This window comes from Nocardia amikacinitolerans (genome assembly GCF_900215415.1).
GTDB classification, from domain to species: domain Bacteria; phylum Actinomycetota; class Actinomycetes; order Mycobacteriales; family Mycobacteriaceae; genus Nocardia; species Nocardia amikacinitolerans.
Window position 1 is genome coordinate 606,103 of sequence record NZ_OBEG01000006.1, and the last position, 13,798, is coordinate 619,900.

12 protein-coding genes and 1 pseudogene are annotated in these 13,798 nt (G+C 69.4%); 11 read left to right on the forward strand and 2 right to left on the reverse strand.

From position 1 onward, the window contains the following. Nucleotides 1-17: 17 nt before the first annotated feature. Complete coding sequence (locus CRP45_RS27430; RefSeq protein ID WP_097247582.1) at nt 18-1,067, forward strand: alpha/beta hydrolase; 1,050 nt, start codon at nt 18-20, stop codon at nt 1,065-1,067. Nucleotides 1,068-1,272: 205 nt separating this feature from the next. Then, a complete protein-coding gene (locus CRP45_RS27435; RefSeq protein WP_097247583.1) occupies nt 1,273-2,418 on the forward strand; it encodes an acyl-CoA dehydrogenase family protein in 1,146 nt (381 codons plus the stop codon). A gap of 211 nt (nt 2,419-2,629) precedes the next feature. Here CRP45_RS27435 and CRP45_RS27440 read toward each other — a convergent pair whose 3' ends face one another. Both CRP45_RS27440 and CRP45_RS27445 read right to left on the reverse strand, forming a co-directional pair. After that, nucleotides 2,630-3,274, reverse strand: coding sequence for a histone deacetylase (locus CRP45_RS27440; RefSeq protein ID WP_179831035.1), 645 nt, complete (start codon nt 3,272-3,274; stop codon nt 2,630-2,632). A 165-nt stretch (nt 3,275-3,439) separates the two neighbouring features. Further along, on the reverse strand, nt 3,440-4,528 hold the full coding sequence (locus CRP45_RS27445) for a YeiH family protein (protein WP_245910479.1): 1,089 nt from the start codon (nt 4,526-4,528) through the stop codon (nt 3,440-3,442). 121 nt (nt 4,529-4,649) lie between these two features. Between CRP45_RS27445 and CRP45_RS27450 the strand changes: the two genes are divergently transcribed. The 9 genes and pseudogenes from CRP45_RS27450 to CRP45_RS27490 form a co-directional block, all read left to right on the forward strand. Continuing rightward, the gene (locus CRP45_RS27450; protein ID WP_097247585.1) at nt 4,650-5,567 is read left to right on the forward strand and encodes a LysR substrate-binding domain-containing protein; all 918 of its coding nucleotides are present in this window, start codon (nt 4,650-4,652) and stop codon (nt 5,565-5,567) included. 134 nt (nt 5,568-5,701) lie between these two features. Beyond that, the gene (locus CRP45_RS27455; RefSeq protein WP_067782627.1) at nt 5,702-6,487 is read left to right on the forward strand and encodes a GntR family transcriptional regulator; all 786 of its coding nucleotides are present in this window, start codon (nt 5,702-5,704) and stop codon (nt 6,485-6,487) included. An 11-nt stretch (nt 6,488-6,498) separates the two neighbouring features. Beyond that, nucleotides 6,499-9,164 (forward strand): annotated as a pseudogene (locus CRP45_RS27460) (fumarate reductase/succinate dehydrogenase flavoprotein subunit). After that, on the forward strand, nt 9,164-9,391 hold the full coding sequence (locus CRP45_RS27465) for a 4Fe-4S dicluster domain-containing protein (RefSeq protein WP_067782630.1): 228 nt from the start codon (nt 9,164-9,166) through the stop codon (nt 9,389-9,391). The pseudogene CRP45_RS27460 and the gene CRP45_RS27465 overlap by 1 nt, the downstream one beginning before the upstream one ends. Before the next feature lie 20 nt (nt 9,392-9,411). Continuing rightward, the gene (locus tag CRP45_RS27470) at nt 9,412-10,833 is read left to right on the forward strand and encodes an ABC transporter substrate-binding protein (protein ID WP_097247586.1); all 1,422 of its coding nucleotides are present in this window, start codon (nt 9,412-9,414) and stop codon (nt 10,831-10,833) included. 33 nt (nt 10,834-10,866) lie between these two features. After that, nucleotides 10,867-11,742: an ABC transporter permease gene (locus CRP45_RS27475; protein WP_067782636.1), complete on the forward strand. Its 876-nt coding sequence runs from the start codon at nt 10,867-10,869 to the stop codon at nt 11,740-11,742. Beyond that, complete coding sequence (locus CRP45_RS27480) at nt 11,739-12,524, forward strand: ABC transporter ATP-binding protein (protein WP_097247587.1); 786 nt, start codon at nt 11,739-11,741, stop codon at nt 12,522-12,524. The genes CRP45_RS27475 and CRP45_RS27480 overlap by 4 nt, the downstream gene beginning before the upstream one ends. After that, nucleotides 12,521-12,856, forward strand: a complete 336-nt coding sequence (gene fdxA, locus CRP45_RS27485; protein WP_097247588.1) for a ferredoxin — start codon at nt 12,521-12,523, stop codon at nt 12,854-12,856. Before CRP45_RS27480 ends, fdxA begins: the two co-directional genes overlap by 4 nt. Then, nucleotides 12,853-13,798 (forward strand): FAD-dependent oxidoreductase (locus CRP45_RS27490; RefSeq protein ID WP_097247589.1); only part of this gene is annotated, 946 nt, incomplete at its 3' end. The genes fdxA and CRP45_RS27490, both read left to right, overlap by 4 nt.

The following is a 13,798-nucleotide window of genomic DNA, read 5'->3' on the forward strand; positions in this document are numbered from 1 at the left end:
ATACGTAGCGTGGGGAGATGCGTGGGACACGAAGTAGATCGGTGGCCGCGGCCGCCGCGGTCGCCCTTCTCTGCGGTGCAGGCGCGGCGGTCGGCGGGAACGCGAGCGCGGCAGCCACCGATTCGCTCGCCGCGCAGAGCTTCAGGACGCAGGCCGACGACTCCCGCATCGTCGACACCACCGTGCTGGACGAGCGCAACCTGCGTCTCCAGGTGTATTCGGCGGCCATGGGCCGGACCATCGACATCGACGTGCAGCGTCCGGCCGACGCCTCGGCGCCGCGCCCGACGCTGTACCTGCTCGCAGGCGCGGGCGGCGGCGAGGACACCGCGACCTGGCAGCAGCGCACCACCGCGCTGCAATTCCTCGCCACGAAGGACGTCAACGTCGTGCAGCCGGTCGGCGGCGCGTTCACCTACTACACGGACTGGCGCTCGGCCGATCCCGCGCTCGGGGTCAACAAGTGGCAAACCTTCCTGACCGAGGAACTGCCGCCGTTGATCGACCGCGCTCTCGGTACGAACGGCACGAACGCCATCGCGGGATTGTCCATGTCGGGCACGTCGGTGCTGCAGCTGCCGATCGCCGCGCCCGGGCTGTACCGCGCGGCGGCGGCCTACAGCGGCTGTGCCCAGATCAGCGACCCGGTCGGCTACAACTTCGTCAAGACGGTGGTCTCCGCGGGCGGCGGCGATACGGCGAATATGTACGGCCCGCAGAATGATCCGCTGTGGGCGGCCAACGATCCCTACCTGAACGCCGAGGGTTTGCGCGGCCTGGAGCTGTTTCTCTCGACGGGCACCGGCATCCCCGGCCAGTGGGACACTCTCGACGGCCCGTACGCCCTGCCCGGCGTCGGCGGGCTGGCCAATCAGCTCACCGTCGGCGGCGCGCTCGAGGCGGCCTCGAACTACTGCACGCACAACATGCAGACCCGCCTGAACGAGCTCGGCATTCCCGCGACCTTCGATTTCCAGCCGGTCGGCACGCACTCGTGGGGGTACTGGGAAGACGCGCTCGTCGCGTCATGGCCGGTCCTGGCCAGGGGGCTCGGCCTGCCCGCCTGAACCGGGTTTTCATAGCGGAAAGCTATGTATTCATCTCTCCTCAGGTTTGTCGCGAATCGTCGCGTCGACGGCCGTTTCGAGGCCGCCGGACCAGGTGAACCCGCGAATTTCGGACGTGAAGTGAACTGCCATTCCCGTTCCGGGTACCGTATGCGGTAACGACGGGTTGGTGTGGACCGCCCGGTGTGGTCACTAGGAGGTTGGTGTGGAGCGCACACTGTTCGAGCCCGAGCACGATCTGTTCCGGGAGTCGTTCCGCAAGTTTCTCGATCAGCACGTCGCGCCGAACCACGCGAAGTGGGAAGAGCAGGGCATCGTCGACCGCGAGGTCTGGCTCGAGGCGGGCAAGCAGGGCTTCCTCGGCATGGCCGTCCCGGAGGAGTACGGCGGCGGCGGGGTCAAGGACTTCCGCTACAACGCGATCGTCACCGAGGAGTGCGTGCAGGGCCAGTACTCCGGTCTCGGCTTCGCGCTGCACAACGACGTCGTCGCGCCGTACCTGCTGGAGCTGGCCAACGAGGAGCAGAAGCAGCGCTGGCTGCCCGGCTTCTGTTCCGGCGAGATCATCACCGCCATCGCGATGACCGAACCCGGCACCGGCTCGGATCTGCAGGGCATCAAGACCCGTGCGGTCCGCGACGGCGACGACTGGATCCTCAACGGTGCCAAGACCTTCATCACCAACGGCGTCAACGCCGACATCGTCATCGTTGTCGCCCAGACCGACCCCGAGAAGGGCGCGATGGGCTTCAGCCTGCTGGTGGTCGAGCGCGGCATGCCGGGCTTCGAGCGCGGCCGCAACCTGGACAAGATCGGTCTCAAGGCCCAGGACACCGCCGAGCTCAGCTTCACCGACGTGCGGGTGCCCGGCAAGAACCTGCTCGGCACCGAGGGCATGGGCTTCATCCACCTCATGCACAACCTGCCGCAGGAGCGCCTGTCCATCGCCGTGATGGCCGCCGCCGCCATGGAGGCCTGCCTGGAGATGACCTGCCAGTACGTGCGCGACCGCAAGGCGTTCGGCAAGCCGATCGGCGCCCTGCAGAACACCCGTTTCGTACTCGCCGAGCTGGCCACCAAGACCACCGCCGTGCGCATCATGGTCGACCGCTTCATCGAGGACCTCAACGCGGGCAAGCTCTCCGCCGAAGACGCCGCCATGGCCAAGTGGTGGAGCACCGAGGAACAGCTCGACCTCATCAACCGCTGCCTCCAGCTGCACGGCGGCTACGGCTACATGAAGGAATACCCGATCGCCAAGGCCTACATGGACGCGCGCATCCAGACCATCTACGGCGGCACCACCGAGATCATGAAGGAGATCATCGGCCGCTCGCTGAACCTGAGCTGATCCCTTCTTCTTTCGCCTCCGGCCGCACGGGAACCCGTGCGGCCGGACGCTTTTCCGGGCAGTCGAACGACCACGATCGCCCTCGACGTCGCCTGCGGATACCTCGAGAGCGCTCGGGACGCGGCCGAATCGTGCACGACGCCGTCCATTTCGACGCTTCGCAGGGCCTACACAAGCTCTGCGAACCGCTGCACTGGTTGTTCCGGGGGAATCAGTCCGCGGGCAGGGGCGGGGGGTCGGTAGTGCGCAGGAGATTGGCGACGGCGGTGGGGGTCCAGTGCAGGTCCGCGCCGGGGCGGGTGGCCAGGTAGGCGGCGGTGCGGGGGAGCGGCCAGCCATGGGACTCGGTGATGCCCGCGGCCAGATGGCGCAGGTAGGCGGGGGAGGGCGGATTGCCGGGGAGGTCGGTGTGGCGCCAAGGGGCGGTGCAGGTGAGGATCGGGTGGCCGTCGAGAGTGCCTGCGCGGACCAGGGTTTCGTAGCGACCGGGGCCGAGCGCGGTGCGTCCGTTCGTGAGCACCTCGGTCAGGTCCAAGTCCTCGCCCGGCGGGCGGTACATCTCCTGGGCGACGATGTCGGAGAACTGCGCCGCCGTCAGCAAGTAGGCGCGGGCGGCGGTCTCGCCCGCGGCGTCCGGCGCGTAGAAGCCGCGGCCGCCGGTCCACGTGAGCGATTCGGTGGCGAAGTAGAGCAGTCCGGGCAGCATGAGCGGTCGGGATCGCCGCGGCGCGGAATGGTCGCGGCACCCGGGAAGTTCGATCGCGCCGCCTTCGGGCCGACCGCCCTCGAGGTAGCAGTGCAGGCGGCGGTGATGCATGTTGGAGCCGTAGGCGGCGTACCACACGAGGCACGTCACCCTGTCATTGTCCCTCGCCACGGTGAGCGTCGCCTCGACGGCAGCAGTCGGCGAACATGCGTGGCGTAGGCGCGGCAGATCGTCACACCGAATACCGGAAGCCGAGCCGATAGGTCGCGGGGACGCCGAGCGCGGTACGAGTCCGCGGCCTCCGCCCAACAGTGGTCAGAGCCACCCGGTGGCCTGCTGCAAACCCAAACACGACACCGCGAGGACCAGCCCGAGTATCCCGCCGAACACCAGCGGCCGAACGCCGGCCGCGCGCACCCGTTGCCACGACAGCGATGTCCCGATCGCCACCAGCACCGCCGCGATCAACCACGCGCTCACCGCGGCGAGCGGCCCGGACCACGATTCGGGAACCAACCCGAATCCGGCGATAGCCGAAGCTGCTACGAAGAGCACCACGAACAACGGGATCACCCGCCATGCCGCGAGGCGGTCGTCGGTCTCGGCGTCGGCGTGCTCGGCGCTGGGTCGCCCACTGTCGGACGAGCTGGTGTCCGAGCGCCCGGCGCTGCGTTGCCAAATGCCAGTCCGGCTGTCGCCGCGTTGCCCCAGATGCAACCCCACGCACATCGGCACGATCAGCAGGCTGCGCACCAATTTCACGATCACCGCGAACTGCGCCGCGGCGGGGCCGAAGATCGCGCCCGCCGCCAAGACCGAGGACGTGTCGTTGATCGCCGTGCCCGCCCACAGCCCGAACGCTTCCTGAGACATGCCGAATAGCCGGCCCAGCGGCGGAAAGATGAGCACCGCAAGGACATTGAAGACGAAGATGGTGCCGAGCGCGTAGGCGACTCGCTCCCGGTCCGGCTTGATGACGGCGGTCGCCGCCGCGATCGCCGACGCGCCGCAGATCGTCGACCCCACCGCGACGAGCGTCGCCGATTCCCGATCGAGCGCGAGCAACCGACCGACGACGAGCGCGGCGACCGCGCCCGCCACCACCGTGCCGACCAACACCACCGCCGTCTGCCGCCCGACGCTCAGCACCGCGCCGAACGGCAGCCCCAAACCGAGCAGCACGATGGCGAGTCCGAGCACACGCTGTCTGGTCACCTCGAGTCCGGGGCCGAACACACCGTCCTCGTCGACCGACCGCCTGCGCGCGAGCCCGACCAGCGCGCCCGCGCAGAGAGCGAACACCGGAGCCCCGACGACCGGCACCGCCCGGCCGATCAGGGTCGCGGCGGTGGCGAGCCCGGCGACCAGCGCGAGCCCGGGGAGAAGACGAGGTAGACAGCGCACGCTTGTCACCCTCGCGCCACGTACGCCGCCCTGGTAGAGAGCGCTTCTCGAGGACCTCATAAGATTCGCTTATGTCCTTGGGTCACGCACCGGGTCGCCGCCGCGCCCATAATCGGTGCTCATGACGCTGCCACCGGGAACGCCCGATCTGGATGTTCTCGATCTGCTCGTCTCCGTCGCGGAACTAGGCAGTCTCGGCGCGGCAGCCCGGCGCCACGGCATCAGCCAGCCCGCCGCGAGCATGCGCATCAGCGCGCTGGAACGCAGGCTGCACCTGCGACTGCTGGATCGTGGGCCGACCGGCTCGGCGCTGACCGATGCGGGTCGCGCGGTGGTGGACCACGCGCGCCCGGTGCTCGAGTCGGCTCGCGCCTTCGGCACAGCGGTCGCCGCCCTGCGCGCGGACAACGTCCCGCGCTTGCGCGTCGCCGCCTCCAAAACCATCGCCGACCATCGCATTCCGCAGTGGTTGCAGGCGCTGCGCGGTGTCCACCCGGAAGTGGCGGTCGCCTTGGAGGTGGCCAACAGCAGCCAGGTGCTGGAACTGGTCCGCCGCGAGGCCGCCGACCTCGGTTTCGTCGAGGGTCCGCATCCGCCGACCGACCTCGGTAGCCGGGTACTCGGTACGGACGAACTCGTCGTCGTCGTTTCTCCCGCGCATCCGTGGGCACGCCGCCGCAGCCGGGTGTCGCCGCGGGAGTTGGCCGCCACTCCCTTGCTGTGGCGAGAGCCGGGATCCGGAACCCGCGACGCGGTCCGGGAGGTTCTGGAGGGATTCGGCGAGCCGGCCCGACCGGCTGCGGAACTGGGCTCGGCGGCCACGATCATCGCCGCCGCCCGCACCGCGGTGGCGCCGGCGGTGGTCAGCAGGCTGATCGCCGCGCCCGAACTCGAGCGCGGGACGCTCGTCGAGGTATCGCTGACCGAACCCGCCGCGCTGACTCGACTGTTCCGCGTGGTGTGGCGGCCGCGCTTCCCGCTCTCGGGTCCCGCGCGGCTGCTGGCCGAGATCGCCGAGCGAACCGAATCGGACGGCTGAGTCAACTGGTGATACTCGTGGGAGCCCCGGCGTTTTCGCAGGTGAGAGCCCCGCGCTCGGTAGCGGAACTGGCGTAACCACCTGGTAATCGCCGGAAACGTCGCGCGTAACGATCCGTTCCCAGCATTTGCCGCATGACAGGCAGAACGTATCCCGGCACCGGACGCCGCTCGGCGCCCGCCCGGCGGGTCAGGGACATTCTGCGGGCACGGATCCGCAGCGGCGTTTACGGCAATCTGCCGTTGCCCTCGGAGAGCCAACTCGCGGCCGACTTCGACACCAGCCGCAATATCGTGCGCGACGCGCTCACCCTGCTGCGCGACGAGGGGCTCGTCGACCGGGTCCCTGGCGCGGGCACTTTCGTGGTGGCGGACAAGGCGGTGCAAGGTCTGGACCGACTGCGCGGCCTGGCCGAGACCTTCGAGACGGGCAGCGACCGCGTGGTCAACACGGTCCTGCTTGCCGAGGTCGTGCCCGCCACTCCTATCGTCGCCGAGCGGCTCGAGCTGGAACCCGGCACACCGGTGGTGGCACTGGAACGCGTCCGCCATTTGGACGGCGCGCCGCTGTCGCTGGACGCCAGCTACCTCACCGCCGACGTCGGCGCGCCGCTGTTGCAGTGCGATCTCACCGGCTGCGACGTCTTCGGCCTGCTGGAGGCGGAACTCGGGCTGCCGCTCGGCTCGGCCGCGGTCTCCATCGAGGCCGTCGCCGCCGATGCGACAGTGGCCGGGCTGCTCGCGGTGCGTCCCGGCTCGCCGCTGCTGTTCCTGGAACGACTCACCTACACCGATTCCGGCCGGCCCATCGACCTCGAGTACGTGCGCTATCGCGGCGACCGGTTCTCGCTGTCCGGCCGGCTGCACCGCATCCCGGTCACACCGAATCGCGGTGCGGCCGAACTGAAGGAAAGGGGCTGATCCGGATGTCGATGGACATTCCACCCGTCGCTGAACGCCGGGAGCTGAGCTGCGACGTGCTCGTCGTTGGCGGCGGAACCGCGGGCACCATGGCCGCGCTCACCGCCGCCGGACACGGCGCCGACGTGCTGCTGCTGGAGAAGGCGCACGTGCGCCATTCGGGGGCGCTGGCGATGGGCATGGACGGAGTCAACAACGCGGTGGTGCCCGGCAAGGCGACCCCGGAGGACTACGTCGCCGACATCACCGTGGCCAACGACGGGATCGTCAACCAGCGCACCGTCTATCAGACCGCCACCCGCGGCTTCGAGATGGTGCAGCGGCTGGAGAGCTACGGCGTCAAATTCGAGAAGGACGAGCACGGCGAGTACGCGGTGCGCAAGGTGCACCGCTCCGGCAGCTATGTGCTGCCGATGCCGGAAGGGCGTGATGTGAAGAAGGTGCTGTATCGCACCCTGCGCGCCCGCGACGTCCGCGCCAAGGTGACCATCAGCAACCGAGTGATGCCCGTGCGGGTGCTCACGGTGGACGGCCGAGCCGTCGGTGCCGTCGGATTCGATACGCGCAGCGGCGAATTCGTCACCATCTCGGCGGGGGCGGTGATCCTGGCGACCGGCGCGTGCGGTCGTCTCGGGCTGCCCGCCAGCGGCTACCTGTACGGCACCTACGAGAACCCGACCAACGCCGGCGACGGCTACGCGATGGCCTACCACGCGGGCGCGGAGCTCTCCGGAATCGAATGCTTCCAGATCAACCCGCTCATCAAGGATTACAACGGCCCCGCCTGCGCCTACGTCGCCAACCCGTTCGGCGGCTACCAGGTCAACGCCGAGGGCAACCGGTTCGTCGACTGCGACTACTGGTCCGGGCAGATGATGGCCGAGGTCAAGCGAGAACTCGACAGCGCGCGCGGCCCGATCTATCTCAAGCTGAGCCACCTGCCCGACGCCACGATCCAAGAGATCGAGGGCATCCTGCACACCACCGAGCGCCCGACTCGCGGCACCTTCCACGCGGGCCGCGGCACCGATTACCGCACCAGCGACATCGAGATGCACATCTCCGAAATCGGTTTGTGCAGCGGTCATTCCGCGTCCGGCGTGTGGGTCGACGAGCACGCGGCGACCACCGTGCCAGGGCTCTACGCGGCGGGGGACATGGCCCTGGTGCCGCACAACTACATGATCGGCGCCTTCGTCTACGGCGACATCGCGGGGGAGAGCGCGACCGAATACGCCAGGGGCGTGGCGCGGCCCGCGCTGCCGGAGGATCAAATCGAGGCGGCCCACGCGCTGATCTACCGTCCGCTGAGCAATCCGGACGGGCCGCCGCAGCCGCAGGTCGAATACAAACTGCGCCGCTTCGTCAACGACTACCTGCAACCCCCGAAGACCCAGCGCTACCTCTCGCTCGGTCTGGCCGCGTTCGAGCGGATGCACGCCGACATCGCCCAGATGAGCGGGCACACCCCGCACGAGCTGATGCGCTGCGCCGAGGTGACATTCATCCGCGACTGCGCGGAGATGGCGGCGCGGGCCTCCTTGCGGCGCACCGAAAGTCGCTGGGGCCTCTACCATCAGCGCTCCGACTGGCCCGCGCGCGACGACGCGGAGTGGTTCTGCCACCTCAACCTCTACCGCGGTGAGTCCGGCGACATGCGGTTCCTGACTCGTCCGGTGGCGCCCTACATCGTTCCGGTGCCCGGCTTCACGCGGCCCGACGGCGTTCCCGACGTCGCGGCGCCGGAGCTGGTCGGCGCTTGGAGCGCCCGATGAGCGCCCGGCTGCTCGAGCTGATGGACCTCGCCGAGGAATGCCCGCAGCTGTCCGAGCTGCGGCCGTTCCTGACCGACGCCGACCCGGAGGTGCGCCGCACCGCGCTCTCGGTGCTCAGCGAGACCACCGAGGAGTGGGCGCAATCCTCGCCCCTGGTCGCGGCGGCCCTGTCCGATCCGGACGTGTCCGTGCGCCACGCCGCCATCGGTCTGCTCACCGAGCTGCTCGAAGTCCTCGTCGCCGGAACGGAATTCGACGCCGCGCTGCGTGCCGCCGCGACGGCGCAGGAGCCCGCGGTGCGCGCCGCCGCGATCGAGGCGCTGTGGCGGCACCGCCGCACCGACGCGACGGAACTGTCCGGCTGGTTCGCCGATGCCAACGCCGCGGTGCGCCGCACCGTGGTGGCGGGACTCACCTCGGTGGACGCGCTCGTCGAACTCGACGCCGCCGCCGCCGATCCGGCGCCGAACGTCCGCATCGCGGTCGCGAAAGGCATTGCCGCGGTGGGTGACCCGCGCGGTGCGGCGACCCTGATCCGGCTGGCGGGCGACACGGACCCCCTGGTGCGGGCAGCGGGATTGACCGCGCTCGCGCAGACCGGCTGCGGTGACGACGCCGCGGCCGTCGCGGCGGCCGCCATGGACGACCCCGCCTGGCAGGTACGCCAGGGCGCGGCGATCGCCTTGGCCGTCGCCGACCCCGAATTCGCCGCCCCGCGGCTGATCTCGGCCGTCACCGACGGCAACCTCGACGTCCGCAAGGCCGCCGTCCGCGGCCTGGCCGAGCGAATCGCCGAACGACCGGAGGTCACCGCCGCCCTCCGCACCGCACTGGAAGACCCGGACGCCGATGTCCGCGCCTTCGCACGCATCGGCATAGCCAACTCCGGAAAGGAACTCTGATGGCCCAGGTCACCACCCGCATCGACGTCCCGGTCACCGTCGACGAAGCCAAGTGCATCGACGGCTGCACGCTCTGCGTCGACATGTGCCCGCTCGACTCGCTCGCGATCCACCCCGACACCGGCAAGGCGTACATGCACGTCGACGAGTGCTGGTACTGCGGACCGTGCGCCGCGCGCTGCCCGGTCGGGGCGGTCACCGTGAACATCCCGTACCTGCTGCGCTGAACCGGGCGGAGGAACACACGATGAGGACACCACCAACCCGGCTCGCGGCCCTGCTGCTCGGCGCGGCCACCGCGACAACGCTGCTCACGGGCTGCGGCTCCGGCGGCGACGACAACACGATCACCATCGACATCGGCTACCAGTCCAAGACCATCAACACCGTCACAGCGGGCACGCTGCTGCGCGACCGCGGCACCTTCGAGGCCAAGCTGGACGAACTCGGCAAAGCCAAAGGCGTGCGCTACCGCGTGGAATGGAAGGACTTCGCCTCCGGCCCGCCACTTACCGCGGCGATGCTGGCCGGCCAGGTCGACATCGGCTCGATGGGCGACGCCCCGATCCTGGTGAACGGCTCCAAGACCCGCGACCATCCCGACGTCGCCTCGGAGCTGATCGCGGTCACCGGCTACAACCTGCGCGGCTCGCTGAATCAAATCGTGGTACCGGTGGATTCGCCCGCCGCGACGCTCGCCGACCTGCGCGGCGAGGTCGTCTCGACCAGCGTGGGTTCGGCCGCGCACGGCATGCTCGCCACCGGCTTGTCCGCCGCGGGCATGACCCTCGACGACGTGAAGCTGCTCGGCCAGGATCCGCCTGTCGGCGCCTCTGCGCTCCAGGGAGACCAGGTCGCCGCGCTGGCTCAGTTCGTGCCGTGGCCGCAGAAGCTGGTGTTCGACGGCAAGGCCCGGCTGCTCTACGACGGCGGCAACGCGAACATCCCGACGTTCCACGCCGTGGTGTCCACCAAGCGGATCGGCGCCGATCACCCCGACATCGTCGCGGCGTTCTTGGCCGCGCAACGCGAAACGACCGACTATCTCAACCGCAATCCGCTGGCCGCGGCACAGCGCGTCGCCGAGATCACCGGCTTACCGGCCGAGGTCGTCTACCTGTACAACGGCCCGCACGGTCTGGTCAGCTTCGACCCCACCCTCAAGCAGCCGCTCGTCGACGGACTCGGCACGCTCTTGCCGTTCCTCAAAAGCCTTGGCGCGCTCGCCGATCTGGATCTGAACGAATTCGTCGAGGACAAGTATCTGCGCGCGCTCTACGGCACCGAGTACGACGCCGAGCGCGCCGACACCGCGCCGCCGAGCCCGTTGACCGGCGTCGACCCGGTCTGCGGCGGGCAGCTGGACGATCCGGCCACCGCATCGGAGGTGTGGTTCGCCGGACAGGAAGGAACCTCCGTCGCCAGGACGCCGAGTTGTCTGCTGCGCCAGATCGCCGAGCGCGGCGGCGAGGTACGGGCCGCCTATGTGCCCGACGCCGCCACCGGCATCCGAATCTTCGCCGCCACCGCCACTTGGGTGAGCGATCCGGCCGCCGCACCCGAGCAGCGGCTCCGGCCGTTCGCCGTCGAGGCCGACGCCAAGGCGTACGCAGCGGCCCATCCGGGCAGCACGGTCCTGGACTACCGCGCCGCACTCCAGGCGCGCTGACCCGCACCATCTTTCGAGATCGAGGAGCCGACCATGACGGTATCCGCGGAACCGATTTCCGCCGTCCCCGCCGCGTCCACCGACGCCGCGACAACGACCCACCCGAGCGGTGGGCGATCCCTCCGAAACCCTGTCCCGCCAAGGCTGAGTGCCGCGCTGCTCACCGCGGTCCCGCTGGCGGCGCTGGTGCTGCTCTGGTATCTGCTGACCATCAACCAGGTGGTGTTCTGGCTACGCTTCGACAAGATCCCGACACCAGGTGCGGTGTTCGAGTCATTCCGTGCGCAACTGGGCACCGGCTCGTACTACAGCAACATCCTCGCCAGCACCCGGCGCATCCTGGTCGGCTTCGGCCTCGCCACCGTCGCCGGTGTGCTGATCGGCATGGCCATCGGCCGGTCGGCGCTGGTCAGCGCGCTGGTGCGCCCCGTAGTCGAGGTGTTCCGCCCGATACCCGCGATCGCGCTGGTGCCTCTCGCCATCCTGCTGTTTCCCACCGGCGAACAGGGCATCGTGTTCATCACGTTCTTCGCCGCGTTCTTCCCGGTGGCGGTCAGCACCATTCACGCCATGCACGCCTTGCCAAAGGTGTGGGAGGAAGCGGCCCGCACGCTCGGTGCGCGCCGCGGGACCATCCTGTTCCAGATCGCGCTGCCCGGCGCGCTCCCGGGCATCTTCTCCGGACTCTCGGTCGCCATGGGTGTCGCGTGGATCTGCGTCATCAGTGCCGAGATGATCTCCGGCCAGTTCGGGATCGGCTACTTCACCTGGCAGTCCTACGGTTTGCTCGACTATCCGAGTGTGGTGGTCGGCATGCTCTCCATCGGTGTGCTCGGCTGGGCCACCGCGTTTCTCGTCGAATTGGTCGGCCGCCGGGTCAACCGCTGGCTGCCGAGGGCCGTTCGATGAGCGCGGGAGCGGCTGTCCGGCTGACCGGTCTGCGCATCGCCTACGGCGAAAGCCTCGCCGCGGAAGTCGATCTCACGGTCGATCCGGGAGAGATCGTAGTGCTGCTCGGGCCATCGGGATGCGGCAAGTCCACCATCCTGCGGGCCATGGCTGGACTTCTCCCGCCGATCGGCGGCACCGTGTCGGTGGACGGCGCCACCGTCGGCGCGGCGGCCGATCAGTGCGCCATGGTCTTCCAGGAGGACGCGCTGCTGCCTTGGCGCACGGCCCGCAAGAACGTCGAGTTCGCGTTGAAGTTGCGGGGCGTGCCGCGCGGGCGGCGCCCCGCCGAAGCGCTCGACCTGCTGGATCAGGTCGGTCTCGCGGGCTTCGGCGATCACCTGCCCGGCGCGTTGTCCGGCGGCATGCGCCAGCGGGTGCAGCTGGCCCGAACCCTGGCCGCGCATCCCCGGGTGCTGCTGATGGACGAGCCGTTCGGCGCATTGGACGCCCAGACGCGCGCGGACATGCAGCGGCTGCTGATCTCGGTGTGGCAGCGGCACGAGACCACCGTCCTGTTCGTCACCCACGACGTGGACGAAGCCCTACTGCTCGCTGACCGCATCGTGTTGTTGACGCCGCGGCCGGCCCGTATCCAGCGCGTCGTCGAGATCGAGCACCCGAGGGCGCCCGGCGCCCGCTTCGAACCCGAATTCGCCCGCAGGCGTTACGAAATCCTGGCCGCGCTCGGCGAGTCCGCCGAGACCACCGATGCGGCGATCGAAGTGCGGAGCGCGTCATGACCTTCGTGATCGGCGCCGCCTGTGTCGACGTCATGGACCGGGCGTGCGTGGAGGAATGCCCCGTGGACTGCATCTACACCGGAGGGCGGATGGCCTACATCCATCCCACCGAGTGCGTGGACTGCGGTGCGTGCGAGCCGGTCTGCCCGGTCGAGGCGATCTATATCGACGACGACATCCCGGAGGCGCAAAGGGTTTTCGTGGCCGAGAACGCCCGGTTCTTCGATGAGCCACTGCCCGGCCGCGACGCCGCGCTCGGCTCGCCCGGCAGCGCAGCGAAGGTGGGCGAACTCGGGGTGGACACGCCTTACGTCGCGGAGTACGAGCCGTGAGCGCGCCGACTCGCCCGCTCCGCATCGCGATCGTGGGCGCAGGACCGGCCGGGATCTACGCCGCCGACGCGTTGATGAAGTCCGATGCCGAGGTGAGCATCGACCTGTACGAGCGCATGCCCGCGCCGTTCGGGTTGATCCGCTACGGCGTCGCGCCGGACCATCCGCGGATCAAGGGCATCATCACCGCCCTGCACAAGGTGCTCGACAAGGAGCAGGTGCGCCTGCTCGGCAACATCGACTACGGCACCGACATCACCCTCGACGACCTGCGTCGCTTCTACGACGCGGTGATCTTCTCCACCGGCGCCAACGCCGACCGCGCGCTGCCGATCCCTGGCATCGACCTGGACGGTTCCTACGGCGCGGCGGACTTCGTGTCCTGGTACGACGGGCACCCGGACGTGTCGCGTTCGTGGCCGTTGGACGCGGAGAAGGTCGCGGTGCTCGGTGTCGGCAACGTGGCGCTGGACGTGGCGCGCGTGCTGGCCAAGACCGGTGACGAGCTGCTGCCGACCGAGATCCCGCCGAACGTCTATGAGGGTCTCAAGCAGAACAAGGCCGTCGAGGTGCACGTGTTCGGGCGTCGCGGTCCCGCGCAGGCGAAGTTCACCCCGCTGGAGCTGCGCGAGCTGGATCATTCGCCGACCATCGAGGTCATCGTCGATCCGGAGGACATCGACTACGACGAGGGTTCGGAGGCCGCGCGCCGCCACTCCAAGCAGGTCGACATGGTCGCCAACACCCTCGAGCAGTGGGCCATCCGCGACCAGGGCAACCGCCCGCACAAGCTGTTCCTGCACTTCTTCGAGTCCCCGGCCGAGGTGCTCGGCGACGAGAACGGCAAGGTCGTCGGTCTGCGCACCGAGCGCACCCAGCTCGACGGCACCGGCAACGTCAAGGGCACCGGTGTGTTCAAGGACTGGGACGTGCAGGCGGTCT